Raw genomic sequence first — 22,478 nt, forward strand, 5'->3', positions numbered from 1 at the left:
AGCGTCGTTCGTCAGCCCTTCAGTGGAGCTGCGAACAGCGGCACAGCATTCTCGAGCGCGTACCGAGTACCTGCAACGGATGCGGCCGAGAAGGCGTTGCTGAGGTCGAGGTCACCGAGGATCACCAGACGGCCGTCGCGGGCGACAGGCAGACCCTGGATCGACGGGTCGTTCGCGATGGCGTCGGCGGTCTCGCCGATGGGGAACATCACCGTCAGGTCCGCGTCGAGCTGTGCTGCGTTCTCGGCGGACAGGTCGATGGCGAACTTCCCGTCCGACGCCTGGGCCTGGATCTCCGGCTTGTTGACGAAGCCGAGCCGCTTCATGAACTCGACGCGAGTGTCTCCGTCGACGTAGGCACCCAACTGCCCGCTGTACAGCGTGCCGACGACGACGTTCTTGCCGTCGAACTCTGGGTTGGCCGACGTTGCGGCGTCGAAGGCGGCGTTGGTCTCGTCGATGAGCGCCTGGCCTTCTGCTTCCTTGCCGAGGGCCTCGGCGACCAGTTCGGTCTGACCGTCCCACGTGGTGCCGTACGCGATCTCGGTGCCGGCGGGTGCCCCGACGGTCGGCGCGAGCTCGGACAACTTGTCGTACGTGGCTTGATCGTTGGTGCTCCGAGTCCACAGAATGAGGTCGGGGTCGAGTGCGGCCACGGACTCGACGTCCACCTCGTAGGTGCCCAGGATCGTGGGTGGAGTGTCGTAGGACTCCTCGACCCACGGGCCGAGGCCGTCGCCGCCGACCGCGAGCCAGTCACTGGCTCCCACGGGCTGCACTCCGAGAGCGAGCGCGGTCTCGGCGTCGGACCAACCGAGGGCCACCACACGTTGTGGGTTCTCGGGCACGGTGACGTCACCGAAGATGGTGGAGACGGTGGCACCTTCGGCGTCCGTGCCCGACGAGTCGGAACTACTGCAGGCGGTCATCGTGAGGGCCGCGACCGCGGCGACCGCGGGGGCGAGTAGAGCAAGGCGGGATGTGCGCATAGGCAACGCTAACCTACGGTCTCCGATTTCGAGAACTGTTCCACCAGAGCAGCACAGAAGGCGGGGAGATCATCCGGGTTACGGCTCGAGATCAGATTTCCGTCGACCACGACTTCCTCGTCCACGACGGTCGCGCCCGCATTCCGAAGATCGGTGCGGATACTCGGGAACGACGTCAAGGTGCGGCCCCGAAGAACGTCGGCCTCCGCGAGGGTCCACGGACCGTGGCAGATGACGGCAACGGGTTTGCCCGAGGACACGAATCGGCGGACGAACTCCACCGCGTCGGAGTCGGTCCTCAACTTGTCCGGGTTGGTGGTCCCGCCGGGCAGGATCAACGCGTCGAAATCCTCGGGAGACACGTCGGCGACGACTGCGTCGACCTCGAAGGTGTTGGAGGCGTCGACGTCACCGGTCATCGCCTGAATGTCCCCATGAGTCAGCGAGATCAATGTCGTTGTGCCACCGGCGGATCGGACCGCATCGCGGGGTTGGACCAGTTCTACTTCTTCGACGCCGTCGGTAGCGAGAATGGCCACCGTGCGTCCTGTCAACGAAGGGCTCATGGTGCCAGGGTGACCGCGGAATCAGCGTTTCAAACCGAGCGCTGGTCCTCCTGGTCCTTCGGGGTGACGAGAGGATGCGGCTGTGCGTTGAACTTCGAGGGAGAACCGTCCGCCATCGCGACGCCGTGGATTCCGCCCCACGTCATCATGCTGAGGTAGTCGATGAGGTCTTCCATCGACATCGACTTGTTCGAAATCCACCAGTGGGTGGCGAGTTGCACGGCCCCGACGATTGCGAACGCGAACGGCACCGAACCGCCGGAATCCATTTCGCGCTGGCGTAGACGCTCGCCCAGAACCGTCGCCAACAGCTCGGCGATCATGCGCTCCGACTCGGCGACGACGTCTCGGTTACTGCCCGCGTTGTTCGCCATCACGTACAGGTAGACCTCGGGATCGGTGGCAACCGTCTCCACGTACGCGGCGATGACCGCCCGGGTGAGGTGGTACTCGTCCAATTCCTCCGAGATCGCGAAATAGATCCTCGGCGCAAGCGTCGTCTCCACGTACCGCGTCATCGTCGCGTTGGTCAGGTCCGCCTTGTCGGTGAAGTACCGGTACAGCACGGTCTTCGAGATACCGATCTCCGACGCAATCTCGTCCATTCCGATCTCGCGCCCACGCAGACGGATCGCAGCGAGGGTGCCGTCGACCAACTCTTCCCGGCGTGCGATCTTGTGGTCGCGCCAGCGCCGCTTGCGGCCGTCCGGTTTCTCCGCCTTGGTGGCCTCGGTCTTGCCGGTTGCTGTGTCCTTGGCTGCTGCTTCGGTATCTTCTTTGTCCGCTGATGTTGCGTTTCTCGCCACGTGTGCCCGCCGTATCCCATCGCCTTCGTATGAAGATCAGCTTAGGCGTCCGTGCCGACAGAGGTATGCCATGGTGCGGCTCACGTTTGCCGCGCCGGTGCGCGGGCACAATGGCGCTGTGGAACTGATGAATATGGACGACGTGACCAAACGTCGTGATCTGCGCAAGATGAAGGTCGTAGCGACCGGATTCCTGGCGTTCGCGACCGTGGTCTATCTGATCTGCCGTTGGCAGGAATCCCGCGGTGCGGGGGAGTGGGTCGGGTACGTGCGCGCCGCGTCCGAGGCAGGCATGGTCGGTGCGCTCGCGGACTGGTTCGCGGTGACTGCGTTGTTCAAGCATCCGCTCGGCATTCCGATCCCGCACACCGCGATCATCAGGAAGAAGAAGGATCAGCTCGGGTCCTCGCTAGGGTCGTTCGTGGGGAACAACTTCCTCGCGCCCGACGTCGTGTCGGAGAAAGTACGGTCCGCCCAGATCCCGCTGCGGCTCGGAACGTGGCTGGCCGAGCCCCGCAATGCCGAACGCGTCGCAGCAGAATCCGCGACCGTCCTGCACGGTGCTGTCGAAGTCCTCAAGGACGAGGACATCACGCAGATCATCGACAGCACCATCGTCAAACGCCTCGGCGATCCGCAGTGGGGCCCGCCGATCGGACGAGTTCTCGACGAGCTGATCAAGGAGAACCGCCAGCTACCGCTCATCGACATGTTGGCCGAGCGCGCACACCAGTGGGCCCTCGGTAGCGAGGAGACCATCGAGCGCGTCGTGTCCCGTGACTCACCGACATGGTCGCCGAAGTTCGTCGACGCCCTGCTCGGCGAGAAGATCTACAAGGAACTCGTCGAGTTCACCTGGAAAGTTCGGTCGAACCCGCAGCACGAGCTGCGCCTCGCCGCCAACAAGTTCCTCGTCGACTATGCCCACGATCTGCAGAACGACCCCGCGACCATCGAGAAGGCGGAGTCACTCAAAGCGCAGATCATGGGCCGCGAGGAGATCACCGGGCTCGCCGCGGCAACGTGGAAGGTGGCCAAGCGGCTCATCACCGAATCCGTCGACGACCCGTCGAGCACACTGCGACGCAAGGTCAGCGAGAACGTCGCGAGCTGGGGCGCCAGAATCCGGGACGACGAGGAACTGCGAGCCAAAGTCGACGGATGGCTGCTCGGCGGGGCCCGGTACGTGGCATCGAACTACGCGGACGAGATCACGACGATCATCACCGACACCGTCGCACGATGGGACGCCGACGAGGCGAGCCGCAAGATCGAACTACAGGTCGGTCGCGATCTGCAGTTCATTCGGATCAACGGCACCGTGGTCGGGTCCATTGCGGGCCTGGTCATCTACACGTTGTCGCACCTGCTGTTCGGCTGACGGAAACCGCTGCTAGCAAAGTGCTTGCAATAGTTAGCACCCTTGGGTAGCCTCGGACGAGTACACCGAAGACCACAAGTTCGAGACACACGAATCGAGTGGTGACCATGACCCCCAGCAGTGAAGATCCGATCGACAGTCAGATCGACAACCAGGGGATAGTCGCGAAGGTGTCCGAGGCGACGGACGTCGTGGCCGAAGCGAGCGACCTCGTCGCAAGCGTCGTCACAACCGCGGCGTCGGACATCGGTAGTTACATCCGTAGCCAACGCGAGGCAGCCCAGGTATCCATGCGGCAACTCGCGTCGAGGGCGGGGGTGAGCAATCCGTATCTCAGCCAGATCGAGCGCGGGTTGCGCAAGCCGTCCGCCGAGGTGCTCACGCAGATCGCCAAGGGTCTGCGTGTGTCATCGGAAGCTTTGTACGTACGGGCCGGGTTCTTGGAAGAACGACCACACGGTCCAGTCCGGGACGCGTTGCTCGGCGACACGGAGATCACCGAACGGCAGAAACACGTGCTGATCGAGATCTACGACTCCTTCCGCCGAGAGAACGACCAGAAGAGCGCAGCCGGACCAGATCCGACAACCGACACCGAAACACCCTTACAGGAGTCTTCCCATGACTGATCCCAAGAACTTCGACAACGTCAAGACCCCCCTCTACGCCGCAGTCGGCGCAGGCGATGCCGTCGTTCAGGCCGTCGCCGACGTCGTATCCCAGGTACGCAGCCGCGCGGAGACTCGCGGCAGCGAGGTCACCGATCGCGTCGACACGGCACGGGCACGGATCGCAGACCTGTCCGAGGACGTCACCGAGGGAGTCGAGTCCCTCCGTGAGCGCCTGGCGAACCTCCCCGCCGAGCTGCCCGACGAAATCGCCGATCTCCGTGAGCGTTTCACCCCGGAAGAGCTGCGCAAGGTCGCCGAGGCGTACCTGAAGGTCGCGTCCGATCTCTACACCTCGCTCGCCGAGCGCGGCGAAGAGACCGTCGAGCGGATTCGCCGCACCCCTGCCGTCGAAGAAGGACTCGAGCGCGCCAATTCCGCCGCCAACGACGTCGTCGACCTGACCGAGCAGGCGCTCGGCACCGTCGCATCGCAAACCCGCGCCGTCGGTGAGCGCGCTGCCGCACTCGCAGGCATCGCGTCGGACAAGGTCCGGGACACCGCCGACGACATCTCCGATTCGGCCGAGGAACTGGCCGAGGGCATCGACGAGGCAGGCGAAGGCGCCAAGGAAGCCGCAACCGATGCATCGCAGAAGGTGAGCGGTGTGGCAGGCAAGGTCGAGTCCAAGACTCGTGGCACGTCGGGCGCCCCGATCAAGAAGGCCGCGCCCGCCAAGAAGGCGACGCCGGCAACCGCAGCGAAGAAGGCACCGGCCAAGAAGGCTCCGGCCAAGAAGACCACCAGCTGAGCGTCCGAACGGTATTCGACCCCTGCACCGAACGGTGCAGGGGTCGAATTGCCCAGTTCGAGTGGTTAGTATGGGCCATGTGCCAGCCGTAGACAGCCTCACCGGACTGATCCTTCTCGTCCTGCGCTTCATCGCGCTGGCGGGCGCCGCCTACGCGGTGTTCCACGCAGTAAGGCAGCGGCCTGACGCTTTCACCGCGGTGGACAAGCTGACCAAGCCCGTGTGGCTGGGAATCCTCGTTGTTGCGTTGTTGGTCATCTTCGCGTTCGGAATCAACTTCATCGGGCTGATCGGCATCGTCGCGGTCTGCGTCTACCTGGTCGACGTCCGACCGAAGGTCGACAGCATTCAGCGCGGCGGCTCGCGCTGGTAGATCCTCGCTCGTCGATCCCGCGAGGCGTGGGCCTATCTTCTAGGGATGATGGAGTACCGGGTCGACGATCTGGCGCGTCGCGCAGGGGTGAGCGTTCGTAACGTCCGTGTCTACCAGGACCGCGGACTGCTTCCGCCGCCGCGAAAAGAAGGACGAACCGGCTGGTACAGCGAGTCCCACCTTGCTCGGCTGGAGCTGATCAGTCGGATGCTGGACCGCGGCTACACATTTGCGACCATCAGTGAACTGCTGATCGCAGCGCAATCGGGGCTCCGTATCGAGGATGTTCTGACCACCGACGACATCGACGACACCGCTCGCCGGCAACGGGAATCGACACATCTGAGCCGCGAGGACATCACACGAAGATTTGCCCGGGGCATCACCGACGGCGAGCTCGACCGGGGAGTTGCCCTGGGCGTATTGGCCGAAAGCTCGGACGGCTACCGCGTCGACCAGCCGGATCTGCTCGACGCCGCGACACTGCTCCACGATGCGGGAACCTCGGTCGGTCGGATCCTCGACGAGACCGAAGCGGTGCAGAAGGACCTCGACGATGTCGCCGCAAGGTTTGTGTCGTTGATCACAGACAAATTCGTCGGCGAGGGCAAGGATCCGTTCGACACCGACGCGCTGACCGTAGGGCAACTGGCAACGCTGATCGACAGGCTTCGACCGTTGACGCATCGCGTGGTCGGGGCGTTGTTCAGGGAAGCAATGGAACACCGAATCACGTTGACGATGGAAGAGATAGTCGCGCAGTTCAGCGCGGCAGGCGGTACTGCGTCGGAAGGCGGCGCGCTGTCGCAGACAGGGGAGGCTTGAAGTGGTTACACGCAAGGCAGTCGAGGCAGCGATTCTCGGAGTCGGAGGTCTCGCGGCAGTGGCCGGCATCGGCGCCCTCGTCCGTAGGAACCGCCACGCGAACAGCTTCGTTCGTGCGGCGGACAGTCGACCCGACGAACTGCTGCACCGTCCGACACACGTTCCTCGTACCGTCCCCGTCGTCACCGACGACGGCGCGCAACTGCACGTGCAGATCTACGGTGACCCCGACGCACAGCCGATCGTGTTCAGCCACGGTTGGACGTGCTCGGTGGACTACTGGACACCGCAGATCAACGCCTTCGCGGACAACTACAAAGTCATCGTCTACGACCAGCGTGGCCACGGACGCAGCGACGTCGGCACCAGGCCGCTCGGCCCCGACGTTCTCGCCGACGACCTCGCGGACGTTCTCGCCGCAACCGTCGACGAATCCGACAAAGCAGTACTGGTCGGCCACAGCATGGGCGGAATGTCGGTCATGGCCTGGGCGGGACGGTACCCCGAGCAGGTCGACCGTCTGGTGAGCGCAGTCCTGCTCGCCTCGACCGCCACCGACAGCCTGGTCCGTGAGACCACGGTGATCCCGCTCCCTCAGCGATTCCCGCGCGTGCCCGTGCCCGTCGGGCGGGTGGTCCTCAAATCCGCGGTCCCGCTACGACCGTCGTCGGTCACCCGCCACGCCATCAAGTACGTGTCGATGGCGCCGGGATCGACGCCTGCCGAGGTCGCGTTCTGCGAGAAGATCGTGCTCGAGTGTGCGCCGCGAACTCGCGGAATCTGGGGCGCTGCACTGACCGATCTCGACATCCACGAGGCGCTGAAGAACCTCAACGTGCCGACGACCGTGCTCGTGGGAACCGCGGATCGCCTCACTCCTCCCGTGCACGCGCGCAAACTGGCCGAAGCACTCGAGGCCCACGACCACCTCAGCGCCCTCGTCGAAATCCCCGGCATCGGCCACATGAGTTCGGTCGAGGCCATCGACGAGTTCAACGCCGAAGTGGCGCGCCTACGCAACTTGTGACGCCCGCGTAGAGCTAGCTGAAGACCACTGTCTTGCGGCCGTGCACCAGGACACGGTCCTCCAGATGCCACCGGAGGCCACGGGAGAGAACGAGCTTCTCGATGTCGCGGCCCTGACGCACCATGTCGGTGACCTCGTCGGAGTGGTCGACGCGGATGACGTCCTGTTCGATGATCGGGCCGGCGTCCAACTCGGCCGTCACGTAATGGCACGTCGCCCCGATCAGCTTCACGCCACGGGCGAACGCCTGGTGGTACGGCCGTGCGCCGACGAACGACGGCAGGAAGCTGTGGTGGATGTTCAGCGCACGGCCCGCCCAGTGCTCGCACAGCTCCTCCGGCAGCACCTGCATGAACCGCGCGAGAACGACGGCGTGGGGATCGTAGGAATCGACCAGTTCGCGAACCCGATCGAACGCCGGGCCGCGTTCGGCCGGGTCCTTCGCGAACTCGACGTGGTGGAACGTGATCCCGTGCGCTTTCGCCACCGGTTCCAGTGACTTGTGATTACCGATCACGGCCGAGATCTCGGCAGGTAGCTCGCCTCCCGCCGCGCGGCCCAGCAGATCGTGCAGGCAATGCGCTTCCTTGCTGACGAGAAGTACGACGCGCTTACGCTCGCCGGAATCCTGGAGCGTCCACTCCGTCTCGGGGCCGATGTCGTCGGCGACTTCCTGGAATCGTGCGCGCAGATCCTCGATGCTCATGTTCACCGACGACGCTCGGACGGCCTGGCGCGTGAAGAACCAGCCCGTGTCCGGATCGGCGTGATACGCGGCTTCGACGATCCAGCCGCCGACGTCCGCGAGGAACGTGGAAATCCTGGCAACGATGCCGGTGGTGTCGGGGCACCCGAGGGACAGAACGTAGCGACGGTCGTCGGCTACAGCAGCGGAACTCATGCCTCGATTCTCTCAGGCGGCCCTGACGCCGGTTGCGACCAGTGTGGTGGCGTCGACGAAATCGATACCGCGCTCGGTCAGCAGCTCGCCGAACTCTCGTCGGATCGCGAGTGTGGTGGACTCGTCGAAGTTGCTCAACGCACCACGAAAGCCGCTGCCCAACACGAAGTTCCACACGAACTCCTCGGTGGCGGGAACGTGACTGGACAGTTCCTGAACCTGTACGTCACTGCACCCCTCGGACTGCAGCCAGTCGGCCAAGGAGTCCGCTGTCTCCACCCGTCGGATGGGGTTGGTGTCGTAGTTGCTCCTCGACCGAGGACCGTTGTGCGCGACGTCCGGCGCGTAGCGGGCAACGACGTCGAAGAACGCGTTACCGAACGCCTCCACTGCTCCCTTGCGCCACACGGTGACGCCGACACGGCCGCCAGGTCGAACCAAGCGAACCAACCGCGCGAAGGAGATGTCCATGTCCGGAAGAAAGAAGATGCCGTAGGAACAGGACAACGCGTCGTACCCGTCCGGAACGGAACTCGGTGTCTCCCACACGGTGGCGTCGGCGCACACGAAGTCGATGTTGCGCAGCGCGACCGCCGTGGCCTTCACTCGCCCGATCTCGAGGAGGTCGTCGGCGAGATCGATGGCGTGGACGATGCCGTCCGGACCCACTGCCTGCGCTGCCGGCAGCGCCGACGCGCCCGTACCCGCGCAGACGTCGAGCACCGACTCCCCGGCCGTCAGTCCGAGCGCGAACGCCAACGACTGGCCCGCCGGACCCCAGACGAGCGGGGTGACGGAGTCGAAATCGGAACTCGTGGAATTGAAAGTGCCTGCAACGTTCATGACCGATGAGTTTATGTCGCTCAGGGGCTGTGGTTGGGTGGTCTCATGTCTCTTTCACGCGGAGCCCTCGCCCGGATGGTCGACCACACCCTGCTCAAGCCCGAAGCCACGCCCGAGGACGTGACCGCACTCATCGCCGAAGGGCTCGAACTCGGTGTCCTCGCAGTGTGTGTGTCGCCCTCGATGCTGCCGATCGAGGCCGACGGACTCGTCGTCGCCGCAGTCGCGGGATTTCCATCGGGCAAACATCATTCGCTCGTCAAGGGAGCGGAAGCGCGGCTCGCCGTCGACCAAGGTGCGCAGGAAATCGACATGGTCATCGACGTCGGAGCGGCTGTCGCCGGTGACTACAACGCTGTTCTGTCGGACATCCTGACTGTCCGCGAAGCGATCGGACCGACGGCTGTGCTCAAGGTGATCATCGAATCGGCAGCCCTGTCCGACGACGCGATCGTCGAAACCTGCCGCGTCGCGGAGAAAGCCGGAGCGAACTTCGTCAAGACCTCCACCGGCTTCCATCCGGCAGGCGGCGCCAGCGTCGAAGCAGTGCGGTTGATGGCGGAGACCGTCGGCGGACGACTCGGCGTCAAGGCCAGCGGCGGCATCCGTACGACGGACGCCGCCCTGGCGATGATCGACGCGGGCGCAACCCGATTGGGTCTCTCGGGTACGCGCGCCGTTCTGGCAGGAGTGGAGCCTGCGGAATGACCAGGTAGCAGGTGTGTAGGGGCCAGTTTCCGCTAAGCGAGCATTCCGCAGCCTTCGGGGGCCTCGACTGTCTGACCCTGTTGGGCGGCGGGAATCGAGTACTGCCCGCCCTGCAGGTTCAGTGCGATGCCGCTGTCGGTGACGGTCAACGACGTCGGCGTCATGTCCAGCGGGTACTGCTGGAGGCTGTCGGAGAGGACCCCGACGATGCTGTCGACGAGATCGGTCGGGATGCCGAGGCCGAGGATCGATGCGTCGACGGTCTGGACGTCGACGCGGTCACCGGTGACGGTGGGCTTCACCGTCAACTGCGCGAGGCCGCCCACGGCGAAGGACAGCGTGCCCGCCGCGGCGTCCGACGTGACACCCGAGACGAGGGCACCGATGCCCTGGGACTGCAGGGTGCGGGCGATCCCGTCGGTCGACCACGAGATGTCCGCGCTGGAGCTGCCGATGGTCCCGTTGCTGTCCGCGGTCTGCGCGAGGTCGACGTCCTCCACCTCGGCGTGGACGGTCATGCCCTCGGCGGGGCCGAAGCGGGCATCGTTCGAATCGAGCGTGACCGAAGAAACCTGCTTGTCGACGAGCGAGACGAGAATCGGCTTCCATCCGAGACCGACGTCCACCTGGCTACCGATCTCGGACTCCAGTTGGCCGGCGAGGCACGACTTGATCTGCTGCCGGAAATACAGTTCCCCGCCGAGCAACGCCGCGACGAGAACGAGTACGACGAGCACCGCGATCATGGGAGCTTTGCTTCGTGTCATTCGCCGCAGTCTTCCCGATGATTCTGAAAGTCCTCTGTGAATTACGGATACAAGCGTGGGAAAGATTGATCGACACGGAAGTAGTGCCGATTCTTTGTGATGTGCAACACAGATTGTCGTACGCTGGGGCGCATGAGCACGTTACGGCCGAGCACCGTCGAACTGCGTCGTCTGGCAGCACGCCAAGACGGATACTTCACCATCGAGCAGGCCGAGGCTCTGGGCTTCGAGGCCCCTGCAGTGGTCGCCAACATCGCCGTCGGCGACTGGACCAAAGTGGAGCGAAACCTGTGCCGGCTGACCGACTGGCCGCACAGCGACCTCGAACAGTTCGCCATGTGGTGCGCCTGGTTCGGTGGTGACGCTGTGATCTCTCACCAAAGCGCCGCCGAGCTACACGGATTCGGGCACCTGCACCCGCAGTTCGTGCACGTCTCCGCCTACACCAACCTGCGTCTGACCGACACGCGCCTCGCAGTACACCGACTGCAGCTGTCTCCGAAGGACTTCGAGTCCACCGGCACGTTCCGGATGACCACCCCGGTTCGAACTGTCCTCGACCTCGCCGCCGGAGGAATCTCCCAGATCACCCTCGACGAAGTGGTGGGCGACGCCGTCGCCATCGGCCGCGTCGACCCGGGAACCCTGTACGACGAAGCCGTCGGCGGACCGGAACGAGTGGCCGAACGCGTCGAGCTCGCCCTCTCGTCCTGCACCTAGGTCTCGGCGGGCGCCACAGCATCCCAGGGAACGGTCAGGATGTTGTCGCGTAGCCTGCGCCGCGGCGCCGTGGTGGGAAGACCCTCGGCGACCAACTGATCCAAGGCCGCCCGCCATCGCACTCGTGGGCCGAACGGTGCCAGCGGCGCCGCCGTCGACCACGCCCTGTCCGCGGCCCGCAGCACCGCATGAATGCGTTCACCCGGCACATTGCGGTGAATCAACGCCTTCGGCAGACGCTCCGCGATGTCCGACGGCGTCGCGACGGTGAACGGATCCCACGCCAACGTCAACGAGATCGGACCCTGCTGGCCGACGAGCACCCACGCGCACCGGCGGCCGAGTTCGTCGCACGTCCCGTCGACCAGGAGCCCGCCGGGTTCGAGCCTGGACAGGATGCGGGCCCAGGCGTCGGGAACAGCGTCCTCGGGGTACTGGCGCAGCACGTTGAACGCGCGCACCAGGTTCGGTCGCAGGCCGGCGAGCTCGAAGCCGCCGCGCGCGAACGTGACGTTCTCCTGTGATTCGACGACTCGCGCAGGATCGATCTCGAGGCCGGTGACCCGCAGGTCCGGCCGAACGGTACGAAGCCGGCGAGCAAGCTCGAGCGTCGTGTCCGGCCGTGCGCCGTACCCGAGGTCTACGACCAGGGGATCGGGTGCATCGGTCAGCACACGGCGTACGAGTGGGTCGTGCATCAGCCACCGATCACTGCGGCGGAGGCGGTTGATGCCGGTGGTGCCGCGAGTAATGGTGCCTTCAGGAGTGGAGCCTGCGGAACGACCCAGGTTGCCAGGAGTGGAGCCTGCGGAACGACCCGGTTGACCAGGAGTGGAGCCTGCCGAACGACCCGGTTGGCCAGGAGTGGAGCCTGCGGAACGACCCGGTTGACCAGGAGTGGAGCCTCTAGTTGTTCTGGGCAAGCCAGTCGGCGGTGACTTCGCCTTCGCCGCGCCAGAGGTCTCGGAGGTTGACGAGCATGAGCTGTTCCAGTTTTCCGCCGACGAAGGGAAGGAACACCTTGGCCTCGGAGGAGGTTCGCAGCGTCGAGCCCGTGTCGGTGGAGAAGAGGGAGGTGACGCCTTTGAGGCTGCCGGGGCCGGCGGGGATGGAGGCGTCGTATTTGCCTTCGGTGGTGTCCGAGTAGGGGTCGAAGTGCACGTTGCGGGTGATGACCATGTCCTTCTTCATGACCGTCTGCGCGATGTCCGGCAGTTCGGTCCTGGGAATGATGTGGTGCATCACGACGTCGATGCCTGCGTCGGAGACCTCGAAGCTCTTCAGCTCGTTGTGGGAGTACTTCTTCATCTCCTCGATGCGAGCGTCCCAGTGATCGCGGCTCGACAACGCCGCGTACACCTGCTCGGTGGAGTAGGTGAACCGGGCTGAGTAGTTCATTCGGCGCGCCATAACCGGAGAGGGTACCTATCCGAGGTTTTCTGCGATCCAGTTGCCCGTGAAGTCGTGCTCGTTGTCGATGAGCCCCAGTACCTGTTCGCTGATCATCGCTTCGATCTTGCTCCCGAAGAGAGGGATCTTGACCTCGGTGGTTCCGGACAGCGACATCGTCGACGACGTGTCGTCGCCTTCGAGGAGCGTGGTGCCGGAAATGGTTGCCGGAGCGCCGTCGACGGTGGCTCCGAACTTGCCCTCGGCGCGTCCGCCGCCGAGAGGACCCCACGACTCGGTGCGCTCGATGATCAGCGGGCCCTTCTTGAACGCAGTGACTGCAGCGGGCAGTTCCTCCTCGGGAACCGACTGCGTGATGACGACGCTGATGGTTCCGTTGATCGCGGTGACGCTCACCAACTGTGCGCCCGGGCCGCCGATCTGCTCGATGCGGTCCTTCCAGTACTGCTCGGACACGAGCGCGGCGTGCACCTTGTCGACGGGTGCGGGAACGGGCGCGCTGTGCGCGATGGGGCGAGGCATAGGCGGAGGGTACCGGTGGCTCCTGACATCCGCGTCGACCGGTACCCTGGACTCCCGTGCCTACCGCAATTTCCGAGCTCACCACCATGCGACTCGGTGGCCCGGCTCGCGAGTTCGCCGTCGCGACGACGTCCGACGAGCTCGTCTCTCTCGTGCGTGACGCCGATGCGTCGGGAACCCCGGTGCTGTTGGTCGGTGGCGGATCGAACCTCGTCGTCGGGGACCAGGGTTTCGACGGTCTGGTGATCAAGGTCGAAACGTCGGGAGTGCGCGTCGACGGTGATTCCATGTGGGTCGCTGCCGGTGAGCGGTGGGACTCCGTCGTCGCCGCGTCGTTGGACGAGGGTCTTGCCGGGATCGAAACCCTGTCCGGCATCCCTGGGTTGGCCGGTGCGACGCCGGTGCAGAACGTCGGTGCGTACGGCACGGTCACGTCCGACGTGCTGGAATCGCTGACGGTGTACGACCGCGAGACAGGCGAGACCGCCGTCTGGTCGCCGGACCGCTGCGGCTTCGGATTGCACCGTCAGTCGGTGTTCAAGCATTCGATGCGATACGTCATTCTCGACACGACGATGGGCCTGCGACGGTCCGCGTCCTCCGATCCTGTCCGCTACGCCGGTCTCGCCGACCGGCTCGGCGTCGACATCGGTGACACGGTCCCTGCGCTCGAGGTGAGAGAAGCAGTACTCGATCTGCGCGGCCAGAAGGGAATGGTGCTCGACGCGGAGGACCACGACACGTGGAGCGTCGGCTCGTTCTTCCTGAACCCGGTGCTGACGGAGATTCCCGCGTCGGCATCGAGGGCGCCGCAGTATCCGGACCCGTCGGGCATCAAGATCCATGCCGCCTGGTTGATCCAGAACGCCGGCTTCGCCCACGGCTACGGCACGGAGTTCGGCAACGGAACAGTGTCGCTGTCCACCAAGCACGTGCTGGCCGTCACCAACCGCGGCGGGGCGAGGACGTCGGACGTCATGGCGTTGGCGTCGCACATCCGTGACGGAGTGGAAGCCGAGTTCGGCATCACCTTGGTGCCGGAGTGCGATCTCGTCGGCTGCTCCTTGAGTTGACTCGGTAGCAGCATCGAGTCGGTAGCAGCGCCTACCATTGATTCTTCGTAGCAAGTTAAGGAGTAGTTCGTTGCAGGTCACAAGCGTCGGGCACGCGGGGTTCCACATTCGGACCGATGCAGGCACCATCCTGTGCGACCCGTGGGTCAATCCTGCCTACTTCACGTCGTGGTTCCCGTTCCCGGACAACACGCAGTTGGACTGGGACGAGCTCGGCAAGTGCGATTACCTCTACGTCTCGCACCTGCACAAGGACCACTTCGACCCCAAGAACCTCGCCGAGCACGTGGACAAGAACACCACCGTTCTGCTGCCGGACTACCCCGTGCCGGACCTCAAGCACGAGCTCGAGAAGCTCGGCTTCCACAAGTTCTTCGAGACGACCGACTCGGTCAAGCACCGCATTTCCGGCCCCAAGGGCGATCTCGACATCATGATCATCGCCCTGCGCGCACCCGCCGACGGCCCGATCGGTGACTCCGGCCTGGTCGTCTCCGACGGAGAGACCGTCGCGTTCAACATGAACGACGCCCGGCCCGTCGACCTCGACGTGTTGACGGAGGAATTCGGGCACGTCGACGTGCACATGCTGCAGTACTCGGGCGCGATCTGGTACCCGATGGTCTACGACATGGTCGAGCGCGCCAAGAAGTCGTTCGGTGAGCAGAAGCGTCAGCGTCAGATGGATCGTGCTCGCCAGTACATCGAGCAGATCGGCGCGACCTGGGTCATTCCGTCGGCAGGCCCGCCGTGTTTCCTCGACGACGAGCTCCGCTTCCTCAACGACGTGTACGAGGACCCGTCGAACATCTTCCCGGATCAGATGGTGTTCCTCGATCAGATGCGCCGCAACGGCCACGACAAGGGCCTGCTGCAGATCCCCGGCACCACGTCGACGTTCTCGGGCAGCGAGCTCGTCTCGCACGAGCACCCGATTCCCACCGAAGAAGCCGAAGCCATCTTCACCACCGGCAAGGCCCAGTACATCGAGGACTTCGCGCAGCGTCAGGCAGGCGTCATCGCCGCGGAGAAGGCAGCGTGGGCACCGGCCGAGGGCGAGCCACTGCTCGAGCCACTGCGAGAGCTGTTCGAGCCCATCATGATTCAAACGGACCAGATCTGCGACGGCATCGGGTACCCGGTGGCCCTGATGCTCGGCGCGGAAACCGTCGTACTCGATTTCCCCAAGCGCATCGTGCGTGAGCCTCTGCTCAAGGAGCGGTTCCGGTACAGCTTCACGATCTCACCGCAGCTCGTGCGGACGGCCGTGCGCGACAAGGAACCGGACTGGGTCAACTCGATCTTCCTGTCCACCAGGTTCCGCGCCCGACGCGTCGGCGGATACAACGAGTTCCTCTACACGTTCTTCAAGTGCCTCACCGACGAGCGCATCGCCTACGCCGACGGTTGGTTCGCCGAAGCGCACGACGACACCGCCACCATCGTCAAGGATGGATACGAGATCCAGCGTCGCTGTCCGCACCTGAAAGCGGACCTGTCGAAGTTCGGCATCGTCGAGGGCAACAAGCTGACCTGCAACCTGCACGGCTGGGACTGGAACCTCGATACCGGCCGGTGCCTCACGTCCAAGGGGCACGAACTCAGGTCGACGAAGCTCTGAGGTGCACGGATTGTCGAGGTGCACGGATTTGTCCAGGTGCACGGATTGTCCGAATTCCCTTGAGTATTCGGTGTGAATCTTCGCGCACCCCGGCTTTCGATGGTGGTCCATCGATTCGCCGCGAGTACGTTGGAATACGTGTATGAGCAGGTAGAACAGACAAAACGGACGCGGTTGTTGTGGCTGGTCACAGCGATCGTGGCGTTCGCGGCGCTCGTCGCGGGCTGCACCATCGGTGGCACCGATGGTTCCTCCGGGGGGTCCGAGCCGACCACCGAAGCAGCTCCCGTCGCCCAAGTGACGCAGAACCCCGCCGACGGAGCCGAGGACGTCAGCCCCGTCGCGCCGATCTCCGTGGCAGTGAAGAACGGGACCCTGGCCGACGTCACTCTCACCAACCCCGAGGGCAAGGTCGTCCAAGGCGCGCTGGCGCCGGACAAAGCGTCGTACTCCGTCACGGAGCCGCTGGGCTACGGCGTCTCGTACACCTGGGCGGGCAACGCCGTCGGAAGCGACGGCAAGTCCGTACCCGTCGAGGGCAGCTTCACGACGGTCACGCCGGACAGTCGCACGTCGGTGAGCACCAACATCGGCGACGGCCAGGAAGTGGGGATCGCGGCCCCGATCATCCTGCAGTTCGACTCCTCGATCGAGGACAAGGCCGCCGTCGAGAAGGCGTTGACGGTGACGACCAACCCGCCGACGCCGGGCGCGTGGGCGTGGTTCCCCGACGACAACGGCTCACGCGTCCACTGGCGCCCCACCGACTACTGGGCTCCCGGCACGACGGTGTCGGTGAAAGCGAACCTGTACGGGGTCGACTACGGCGGCGGTGCGTACGGCGCCGACGACGTGACACTCGACTTCACCATCGGTCGTAGCCAGATCGTCAAGGCGGAGGCGACGAGCCACCGCATGCAGGTCGTGCGCGACGGGCAAACCATCATGGACATTCCCGTCAGCTACGGCGAGGGAAACGAAGCGCGCAACGTCACGCGCAGCGGAGTGCACGTGGTGACCGAGAAGCACGAGGACTTCCTGATGTCGAACCCGCCGTTCTACGAGAACGTGCGCGAACGATGGGCCGTGCGGATCTCCAACAACGGTGAGTTCATCCACGCCAACCCGGAGACGACGGGTGTGCAGGGGGCGTCCAACGTCACCAACGGCTGTATCAACCTGTCGACGTCGGATGCGGAGCAGTATTTCGGTATCGCCATGTACGGCGATCCGGTAGAGGTGACGGGTACGTCCATCGATCTGTCGGCCGCCGACGGTGACCTCTACGACTGGGCGATCGACTGGCCGACGTGGGAGTCGATGTCCGCGCTGTGAGGCGCATCTTGTGTGAATGGAAATGTAGGCCAGTGCCTACATTTCCACTCGCACAGAGTTCTTATTTTCTGCTGAAGCGGCCTGGACCGGCCTGGTCACGCGGCTTGATGATGATCTGATCGAGGTTCACGTGCGACGGTCGTGATGCCACGAACCCGATGATCTCGGCGATGTCCTTGGCGACGAGCGGCGTGATGCCCTGGTAGACGGCGTCGGCCTTGTCCTCGTCTCCGTCGAAACGGACGAGCGAGAATTCGGTTTCCACGGCTCCCGGCGCGATTTCCGTGAGCCGAACCGGCTGCCCCAGCAGCTCGCCGCGCAGCGTGCGATGCAGGACGGCCTGTGCATGCTTGGCGGAGGTGTATCCCGAGCCGTTGTCGTACGCCTCGAAGGCGGCCACCGACGTGATGGTGACCACAAGTCCGTCGCCGGACTCGATGAGTTTCGGTAGCAATGCCTTGGTGATACGCAGAGTGCCGAGCACGTTCGTCTCCCACATCCAGCGCCAGTCGTCCAGATCGGCATCGATGACGGGTGCAAGTCCCTTGGCGCCGCCCGCGTTGTTGATCAACACGTGCGCACGAGGGATCACAGCGGTGAATGCAGCTACCGAATCTTCGTCGGTGACATCGAGTTGCAGTGCGGTTCCGCCGATTTCGGATGCCAGCTTCTCGAGCCGGTCGACGCGTCGCGCACCGACGACGACGTGGTAGCCCTGCTCGGCGAGTTGGCGTGCGGTTGCCTCACCGATGCCGGAACTTGCGCCGGTGACTACGGCGATGCGGGCGTCGGACGGAATTTGTTCGGACAATGTCATGGCAGAAATTCTAGACTCCGGTCCTGCCACGGGCGGAGGGCAGCGGAAATCTTCCCCGTATTGGTGATCGGGCGGGGAAGTGCTACTTTTGCGTTCATGTCCGCCAGCCACACTCCTGCACTGCGCGTCACGTACGTGACCGCTGCTCTGGGTTCCCGGCTGCCGCTCCCTCGTGAACTGTGTTGTCGCAGCTTCTAGGCCTGTAGCTTTCTCGAGATCGCTCGTCGATTTCCGGCCGTATCGGCCGTTCTGCAGGCTTCGTTCGCTCGACTTTCTCCTTCTCCAGCACCTGTGTCACCCACGCTTCGTGTGGGTCTACTGCCGAGGACGAACCACAGTGTCACTTGCAACTTTGCCGGTAAATTCCACCACCGTGAACCTTCGTGGTTCACGACCCACCTCCGTGTCCCGTGCAGCGGGACGGGGTCGAGTTCAGGTCGTAGCGCCCGACCTTCGCGTCGCCGACAGTCCCGCCGCGTCGGTGCTCCGCGTAGCCTCCGCCGACGGGCCGCTCTCCCGCGACATTGCCGCTCGTGCAACAGGATTGAGTATCGCGACGGTCAACCGTCAGGTCTCCGCCCTGCTGAGTGCCGGGTTGCTGCGCGAACGTGCCGATCTGACGGCCTCCGGTGCGATCGGCCGGCCCCGCGTGCCGTTCGAGGTAAACCACGAGCCCTACGCCACCATCGGAATCCACGTTGGTGCCATCGTCACCGGAATCGTCGTCAGCGACCTGCGCGGTCGCATCCTGGGCGCCGTCGAGATCCCGACGCCGGGCGGTCCCGCCTCCGAAGCGTTGTCCGTGATCACCCGCAGCGCAGGCGCTTTCGCGGCGCGCTGGCACCGTCGAACGCCTCTCTGGGTGGGTGTCGCCCTCGGTGGTCGAGTCGACGGTGCGTCGGGCACGGTGGACCATCCGCGTCTCGGCTGGGAGAGCGCTCAGGTCGGCGCGATCGTCGGCGGCGGCCTGGGGTTGCCCGTCTCCGTGTCCGGTCACGTCGAGGCGATGGCGGGCTCCGAACTGCTCTTGACGCCGGCACGTGTCGACAACTCGACTGCCGGCACCAGCCTGTACTTCTACGCACGCGAGACCGCGGGGATCGCGTTGACGATCGACGGCCGGGTGCACACGCCCTCCACCGGTCCGGGTTCCATCGCTCATTTGCCCACCGGTTCGAACGTACTGTGCCAGTGCGGAAACCGCGGATGCCTCGAAGCGACCGTGAGCGACCGCGCGGTGCTGGCCATCGCCGTCGAGCGTGGAGTTCTCGCGGCAGGCTCAGGCGTCGCCGCGCTGTACCAGGCCGCCCACGACGGATCGGCGGCGGCGCAGCAGATCCTCGTCGAACGTGCGAAGGTGCTCGGTCGGACGGTCGGACTTCTGCGGGATCTGTTCAACCCCGATCGGGTGGTCCTCGGCGGACAGGCTTTCACCCAGTACGCCGCGGGTATTCCGTACGTCGCCGAGGCATTCGGCCAGACGTCGACGCTGCCGCGCAAGGACATTCGAATCTCCGGCTTCGGAAACAGGGTGCAGGAGTTCGCAGCGGCCGTGGTGTCCCTCAGCTCGGTCTACTCCGATCCGCTCGCGTCGATGCGCCGGGCTGCCGCGTAACTCGCGCTGCGCGCGGCCGGGCATGATGAGGGCATGACTGGATCGGTACGCCAAGCCACGAGCCGAATCGACACCACCACGGCCGGCACGAACATCGTCTATCGAGTGAGCGGCGACGAGTCGCACCGCCCGCTCGTCCTGCTGCACGGGTGGGCGCAGTCGTCCGCGTGCTGGGGGGACCGGGTGCTGACGACGCTGGCGGAGTCGTTCCGGGTGATCGCGGTGGACCTGCGGGGCCACGGTTACTCGGACGCTCCGAGCACGGGGTACGGCGAATCGGCCAACTGGGCGGCAGACGTGCACGCAGTGCTGATCGCCGAGGGAATCGATCAGGATGCGGTTCTGCTCGGCTGGTCCTACGGCGGCCTGGTGCTCTGCGACTATCTGGCCGCACACGGGACGGGCACGGTCGCGGGCATCGTGCTCGTCGGCGCGATCACCAGCATCGGCAGGGGGGAGGCCGGTGGTCGAGTCGGCAGCGCGATGCGCGCGGCAATCCCGGACGCGATGTCGGAGGAGCCGCGGACGGCCATCAAGGCGCTCGGTAGCTTCGGTCACGCACTCACAGGACCGATCGAGGGCGAAGCCCTGAAGGGGCCGACCGCGGGCAAAGGTGAGCAGGCTCAGGCCCTGTTCGGTGCAACGCTGTCGACGCCGCCCCGAGTGAGAGCGGCGCTGTTCGATCGGACTGTCTCGCACGACGACCTGCTCGCAGGCCTCGACGTACCCGCACTGGTCCTGCACGGCACCGCGGACACCGTCGTCGACGTCTCCGCTGGTGAGCATGCTGCGTCGCTGATTCCGGCGGCGACCGCGTCCTTCTGGGAGGGTGTCGACCACGGCCCGTTCGTCGCCGATCCCGACCGGTTTCTGGCCGAGGTGACGGCCTTCGTTCAGGGTCTGTGAACGAACGCGGCGCGGGAGAGTGCAAACTGGTGTGGTGAGTGGTCGCCAGTTGAATCGGGTTGCAGTGTTGTCGTTGCATACCTCGCCGTTGGCGCAGCCGGGCATGGGGGATGCGGGCGGGATGAACGTCTACGTGCTGCAGAGTGCCAAGGAGCTGGCGAAACGGGGCGTCGAGGTAGAGATCTTCACGCGTGCGACGTCGTCGGCGGACAAGCCACTCGAGGAGGCGGCACCGGGTGTTCTGGTGCGCAACATCGTGGCAGGGCCGTTCGAGGGACTCGACAAACAGGATCTCCCGACGCAGCTGTGCGCATTCGCGGCAGGCGTCCTTCGTGAAGAGGCGCGGCACGACGCCGGCTACTACGATCTGGTCCACTCGCACTACTGGTTGTCCGGCCAGGTCGGCTGGCTGGCCCGCGATCGCTGGGGTGTGCCGCTGGTCCACACGGCACATACTCTCGCCGCCGTCAAGAACGCGTCGTTGGCAGCGGGGGATTCTCCGGAACCGGCCGCGCGGCAGATCGGCGAGCAACAGGTGGTCGCCGAGGCGGACAGGCTGATCGCCAACACCGGTGAAGAAGCGAAGCAGCTGATCGAGATCTACCACGCGTCGCCTCGGTCGATCGACGTCGTCGCGCCCGGCGCGGACCTCGGCCGGTACCGACCCGGTGACAAAGCCGCTGCGCGAGCACAGTTCGGTATCGATCCGTCGGAAACCGTGGTCGCCTTCGTCGGCCGAATCCAGCCGCTCAAGGCCCCGGACGTCTTGCTGCGCGCGGCAGCGGAACTGCTGGCCTCTCGACCGAGCCTACCGCTCCGGGTACTCGTGGTCGGCGGGCCGTCCGGCAGCGGACTGGACCGTCCCGACAGTTTGATCGAACTTGCGGCAGAACTGGGGATTTCGGCGAGAGTGACGTTCCTGCCGCCGCAGCCGTCCGAGAAACTCGTCCAGGTCTACCGTGCTGCCGACGTCGTGGCCGTGCCGAGCTACAACGAATCGTTCGGACTCGTCGCGATCGAAGCTCAAGCCAGCGGAACCCCGGTGATCGCAGCGGACGTCGGCGGGCTCGGGGTCGCCGTCAGGTCCGGGGAGACGGGTGTGCTCGTGCAAGGGCACCGAACCGCGGAGTGGGCGCGAGCTCTCGGCGCGATGCTCGCAGACCGAGATGGCTTGGCGCGCATGGCATCGGCGGCACCGGACCACGCCGCGAACTTCTCGTGGGAACACACCGCGGAAGGCCTGCTGGACAGTTATCGTGCAGCACAATTCCACTTCGACCGTCACGAGGCCCCGAGCGAGTTCTCGCCGCGGCGCGTACGCGGACTGTCGAAGCTACGAAGGGCGGGGGCAACGGCATGAGCGAGCTGATCGAGCTGATCGATTCGGTACTGAGCGAGCGCGAGCTCGAGTACCAACGCAAGGGGGACAACGCGTTCGTCGTCGAGCTGCCCGGTGAGCGGAAGCTGAAGACGACCACGATCCTCACTGTCGGGCACCACGGCGTGCGGATAGAGGCGTTCGTCTGCCGCAAACCGGACGAGAACTTCGAGGGTGTCTACAAATACCTGCTGCGGCGAAATCGACGGCTCTACGGAGTGCACTACACGCTCGACAAGGTAGGGGACATCTACCTCGTCGGTCGGTTGTCGACTCATGCTGTGACGGGCGAGGAAATCGACCGGATACTCGGCCAGGTGCTCGAAGCCGCCGACGGAGATTTCAATGTCCTGCTCGAACTGGGCTTCGCCGAATCCATCAAACGCGAGTGGGCCTGGCGTGTGTCCAGGGGCGAGTCGTTGGCGAACCTGAAGGCCTTCGAGCACCTGGTTACACCGCCGAAACTCGATACTTGA

At 65.0% G+C, this 22,478-nt stretch carries 25 protein-coding genes; 15 read left to right on the forward strand and 10 right to left on the reverse strand.

The genetic code is table 11. The features are described 5' to 3' along the window. Positions 1-11 precede the first annotated feature (11 nt). From CH293_RS15645 to CH293_RS15655, 3 genes are read right to left on the reverse strand one after another with little or no spacing between them, the layout of a single operon-like run. Positions 12-989 (reverse strand): iron-siderophore ABC transporter substrate-binding protein, encoded by a 978-nt coding sequence (locus tag CH293_RS15645; protein ID WP_037114086.1) that lies wholly within the window; start codon positions 987-989, stop codon positions 12-14. Between the two features lie 8 nt (positions 990-997). Beyond that, positions 998-1,555, reverse strand: a complete 558-nt coding sequence (locus tag CH293_RS15650) for a type 1 glutamine amidotransferase domain-containing protein (RefSeq protein ID WP_176460025.1) — start codon at positions 1,553-1,555, stop codon at positions 998-1,000. 29 nt (positions 1,556-1,584) lie between these two features. Further along, complete coding sequence (locus CH293_RS15655) at positions 1,585-2,361, reverse strand: TetR/AcrR family transcriptional regulator (RefSeq protein WP_037114089.1); 777 nt, start codon at positions 2,359-2,361, stop codon at positions 1,585-1,587. Positions 2,362-2,488: 127 nt separating this feature from the next. Between CH293_RS15655 and CH293_RS15660 the strand changes: the two genes are divergently transcribed. The 6 genes from CH293_RS15660 to CH293_RS15685 all read left to right on the forward strand — a co-directional run bounded on the left by CH293_RS15660 (position 2,489) and on the right by CH293_RS15685 (position 7,386). Beyond that, on the forward strand, positions 2,489-3,742 hold the full coding sequence (locus tag CH293_RS15660) for a DUF445 domain-containing protein (protein WP_170945259.1): 1,254 nt from the start codon (positions 2,489-2,491) through the stop codon (positions 3,740-3,742). Positions 3,743-3,840: 98 nt separating this feature from the next. Further along, positions 3,841-4,371 carry a helix-turn-helix domain-containing protein gene (locus CH293_RS15665; protein WP_037114091.1) on the forward strand — a complete coding sequence of 177 codons (531 nt, stop codon included), beginning with the start codon at positions 3,841-3,843 and terminating at the stop codon, positions 4,369-4,371. Continuing rightward, positions 4,364-5,161 (forward strand): heparin-binding hemagglutinin, encoded by a 798-nt coding sequence (locus tag CH293_RS15670; protein WP_094720733.1) that lies wholly within the window; start codon positions 4,364-4,366, stop codon positions 5,159-5,161. The genes CH293_RS15665 and CH293_RS15670 overlap by 8 nt, the downstream gene beginning before the upstream one ends. Before the next feature lie 70 nt (positions 5,162-5,231). Then, entirely contained in the window at positions 5,232-5,534 is a 303-nt protein-coding gene (locus CH293_RS15675) for a DUF2516 family protein (protein ID WP_037114096.1), read from the forward strand. 45 nt (positions 5,535-5,579) lie between these two features. Next, positions 5,580-6,359 (forward strand): MerR family transcriptional regulator, encoded by a 780-nt coding sequence (locus CH293_RS15680; RefSeq protein ID WP_094720734.1) that lies wholly within the window; start codon positions 5,580-5,582, stop codon positions 6,357-6,359. A gap of 1 nt (position 6,360) precedes the next feature. Beyond that, positions 6,361-7,386: an alpha/beta fold hydrolase gene (locus CH293_RS15685; protein ID WP_037114100.1), complete on the forward strand. Its 1,026-nt coding sequence runs from the start codon at positions 6,361-6,363 to the stop codon at positions 7,384-7,386. A 13-nt stretch (positions 7,387-7,399) separates the two neighbouring features. Here the strand turns inward: CH293_RS15685 and purU are convergent, their stop codons facing one another. Both purU and CH293_RS15695 read right to left on the reverse strand, forming a co-directional pair. Beyond that, positions 7,400-8,287, reverse strand: a complete 888-nt coding sequence (gene purU / locus CH293_RS15690; protein WP_094720735.1) for a formyltetrahydrofolate deformylase — start codon at positions 8,285-8,287, stop codon at positions 7,400-7,402. A gap of 12 nt (positions 8,288-8,299) precedes the next feature. Then, positions 8,300-9,130: a class I SAM-dependent methyltransferase gene (locus CH293_RS15695; RefSeq protein ID WP_094720736.1), complete on the reverse strand. Its 831-nt coding sequence runs from the start codon at positions 9,128-9,130 to the stop codon at positions 8,300-8,302. Positions 9,131-9,175: 45 nt separating this feature from the next. On the opposite strand from CH293_RS15695, the gene deoC reads away from it, so the two are divergent. Beyond that, positions 9,176-9,838: a deoxyribose-phosphate aldolase gene (gene deoC / locus CH293_RS15700; RefSeq protein WP_094720787.1), complete on the forward strand. Its 663-nt coding sequence runs from the start codon at positions 9,176-9,178 to the stop codon at positions 9,836-9,838. Between the two features lie 32 nt (positions 9,839-9,870). Here the strand turns inward: deoC and CH293_RS15705 are convergent, their stop codons facing one another. Continuing rightward, a complete protein-coding gene (locus CH293_RS15705) occupies positions 9,871-10,605 on the reverse strand; it encodes a DUF2993 domain-containing protein (protein ID WP_037114106.1) in 735 nt (244 codons plus the stop codon). Between the two features lie 132 nt (positions 10,606-10,737). Here CH293_RS15705 and CH293_RS15710 point away from each other — a divergent pair, with 132 nt between their 5' ends. Beyond that, on the forward strand, positions 10,738-11,325 hold the full coding sequence (locus CH293_RS15710; protein WP_037114109.1) for a type IV toxin-antitoxin system AbiEi family antitoxin: 588 nt from the start codon (positions 10,738-10,740) through the stop codon (positions 11,323-11,325). On the opposite strand, the gene CH293_RS15715 is transcribed toward CH293_RS15710, so the two are convergent. From CH293_RS15715 to CH293_RS15725, 3 genes are all read right to left on the reverse strand, one after another. Beyond that, on the reverse strand, positions 11,322-12,023 hold the full coding sequence (locus CH293_RS15715) for a class I SAM-dependent methyltransferase (RefSeq protein ID WP_094720737.1): 702 nt from the start codon (positions 12,021-12,023) through the stop codon (positions 11,322-11,324). The genes CH293_RS15710 and CH293_RS15715 overlap by 4 nt on opposite strands. 208 nt (positions 12,024-12,231) lie before the next feature. Further along, entirely contained in the window at positions 12,232-12,735 is a 504-nt protein-coding gene (locus CH293_RS15720; protein ID WP_020112541.1) for a DUF2505 domain-containing protein, read from the reverse strand. Positions 12,736-12,750: 15 nt separating this feature from the next. Beyond that, complete coding sequence (locus tag CH293_RS15725) at positions 12,751-13,257, reverse strand: DUF2505 domain-containing protein (protein WP_037114115.1); 507 nt, start codon at positions 13,255-13,257, stop codon at positions 12,751-12,753. Between the two features lie 56 nt (positions 13,258-13,313). Between CH293_RS15725 and CH293_RS15730 the strand changes: the two genes are divergently transcribed. The 3 genes from CH293_RS15730 to CH293_RS15740 all read left to right on the forward strand — a co-directional run bounded on the left by CH293_RS15730 (position 13,314) and on the right by CH293_RS15740 (position 17,286). Beyond that, a complete protein-coding gene (locus tag CH293_RS15730) occupies positions 13,314-14,330 on the forward strand; it encodes a UDP-N-acetylmuramate dehydrogenase (protein ID WP_037114117.1) in 1,017 nt (338 codons plus the stop codon). Positions 14,331-14,400: 70 nt separating this feature from the next. After that, positions 14,401-15,951 carry an MBL fold metallo-hydrolase gene (locus CH293_RS15735; protein WP_037114119.1) on the forward strand — a complete coding sequence of 517 codons (1,551 nt, stop codon included), beginning with the start codon at positions 14,401-14,403 and terminating at the stop codon, positions 15,949-15,951. A gap of 138 nt (positions 15,952-16,089) precedes the next feature. Then, positions 16,090-17,286 (forward strand): Ig-like domain-containing protein, encoded by a 1,197-nt coding sequence (locus CH293_RS15740; RefSeq protein WP_170945251.1) that lies wholly within the window; start codon positions 16,090-16,092, stop codon positions 17,284-17,286. 61 nt (positions 17,287-17,347) lie between these two features. Here the strand turns inward: CH293_RS15740 and CH293_RS15745 are convergent, their stop codons facing one another. Next, complete coding sequence (locus CH293_RS15745) at positions 17,348-18,103, reverse strand: SDR family NAD(P)-dependent oxidoreductase (RefSeq protein ID WP_037114121.1); 756 nt, start codon at positions 18,101-18,103, stop codon at positions 17,348-17,350. 373 nt (positions 18,104-18,476) lie between these two features. Between CH293_RS15745 and CH293_RS15750 the strand changes: the two genes are divergently transcribed. From CH293_RS15750 to CH293_RS15765, 4 genes are read left to right on the forward strand one after another with little or no spacing between them, the layout of a single operon-like run. Beyond that, entirely contained in the window at positions 18,477-19,718 is a 1,242-nt protein-coding gene (locus CH293_RS15750) for an ROK family transcriptional regulator (RefSeq protein ID WP_255122875.1), read from the forward strand. 33 nt (positions 19,719-19,751) lie between these two features. Next, positions 19,752-20,624, forward strand: coding sequence for an alpha/beta fold hydrolase (locus tag CH293_RS15755; RefSeq protein WP_037114123.1), 873 nt, complete (start codon positions 19,752-19,754; stop codon positions 20,622-20,624). 34 nt (positions 20,625-20,658) lie between these two features. Beyond that, on the forward strand, positions 20,659-21,984 hold the full coding sequence (mshA, locus tag CH293_RS15760) for a D-inositol-3-phosphate glycosyltransferase (protein ID WP_037114380.1): 1,326 nt from the start codon (positions 20,659-20,661) through the stop codon (positions 21,982-21,984). Beyond that, positions 21,981-22,478, forward strand: a complete 498-nt coding sequence (locus CH293_RS15765) for a YbjN domain-containing protein (protein WP_037114124.1) — start codon at positions 21,981-21,983, stop codon at positions 22,476-22,478. The genes mshA and CH293_RS15765 overlap by 4 nt, the downstream gene beginning before the upstream one ends.

The sequence above is a fragment of the Rhodococcus sp. 14-2470-1b genome (assembly GCF_002259415.1).
Taxonomy (GTDB): domain Bacteria; phylum Actinomycetota; class Actinomycetes; order Mycobacteriales; family Mycobacteriaceae; genus Rhodococcoides.

What these genes read in the sequence shown, in the direction of transcription:
- CH293_RS15650 (WP_176460025.1), bottom strand. Translation starts at nt 1,555, where the DNA reads ATGAGCCCTTCGTTGACAGGACGCACGGTGGCCATTCTCGCTACCGAC.
- CH293_RS15765 (WP_037114124.1), top strand. Translation starts at nt 21,981, where the DNA reads ATGAGCGAGCTGATCGAGCTGATCGATTCGGTACTGAGCGAGCGCGAG.
- deoC (WP_094720787.1), top strand. Translation starts at nt 9,176, where the DNA reads ATGTCTCTTTCACGCGGAGCCCTCGCCCGGATGGTCGACCACACCCTG.
- CH293_RS15705 (WP_037114106.1), bottom strand. Translation starts at nt 10,605, where the DNA reads ATGACACGAAGCAAAGCTCCCATGATCGCGGTGCTCGTCGTACTCGTT.
- purU (WP_094720735.1), bottom strand. Translation starts at nt 8,287, where the DNA reads ATGAGTTCCGCTGCTGTAGCCGACGACCGTCGCTACGTTCTGTCCCTC.
- CH293_RS15660 (WP_170945259.1), top strand. Translation starts at nt 2,489, where the DNA reads ATGAATATGGACGACGTGACCAAACGTCGTGATCTGCGCAAGATGAAG.
- CH293_RS15755 (WP_037114123.1), top strand. Translation starts at nt 19,752, where the DNA reads ATGACTGGATCGGTACGCCAAGCCACGAGCCGAATCGACACCACCACG.
- CH293_RS15675 (WP_037114096.1), top strand. Translation starts at nt 5,232, where the DNA reads ATGGGCCATGTGCCAGCCGTAGACAGCCTCACCGGACTGATCCTTCTC.
- CH293_RS15710 (WP_037114109.1), top strand. Translation starts at nt 10,738, where the DNA reads ATGAGCACGTTACGGCCGAGCACCGTCGAACTGCGTCGTCTGGCAGCA.
- CH293_RS15745 (WP_037114121.1), bottom strand. Translation starts at nt 18,103, where the DNA reads ATGACATTGTCCGAACAAATTCCGTCCGACGCCCGCATCGCCGTAGTC.
- CH293_RS15725 (WP_037114115.1), bottom strand. Translation starts at nt 13,257, where the DNA reads ATGCCTCGCCCCATCGCGCACAGCGCGCCCGTTCCCGCACCCGTCGAC.
- CH293_RS15680 (WP_094720734.1), top strand. Translation starts at nt 5,580, where the DNA reads ATGATGGAGTACCGGGTCGACGATCTGGCGCGTCGCGCAGGGGTGAGC.
- CH293_RS15670 (WP_094720733.1), top strand. Translation starts at nt 4,364, where the DNA reads ATGACTGATCCCAAGAACTTCGACAACGTCAAGACCCCCCTCTACGCC.
- CH293_RS15715 (WP_094720737.1), bottom strand. Translation starts at nt 12,023, where the DNA reads ATGCACGACCCACTCGTACGCCGTGTGCTGACCGATGCACCCGATCCC.
- CH293_RS15695 (WP_094720736.1), bottom strand. Translation starts at nt 9,130, where the DNA reads ATGAACGTTGCAGGCACTTTCAATTCCACGAGTTCCGATTTCGACTCC.
- CH293_RS15645 (WP_037114086.1), bottom strand. Translation starts at nt 989, where the DNA reads ATGCGCACATCCCGCCTTGCTCTACTCGCCCCCGCGGTCGCCGCGGTC.
- CH293_RS15720 (WP_020112541.1), bottom strand. Translation starts at nt 12,735, where the DNA reads ATGGCGCGCCGAATGAACTACTCAGCCCGGTTCACCTACTCCACCGAG.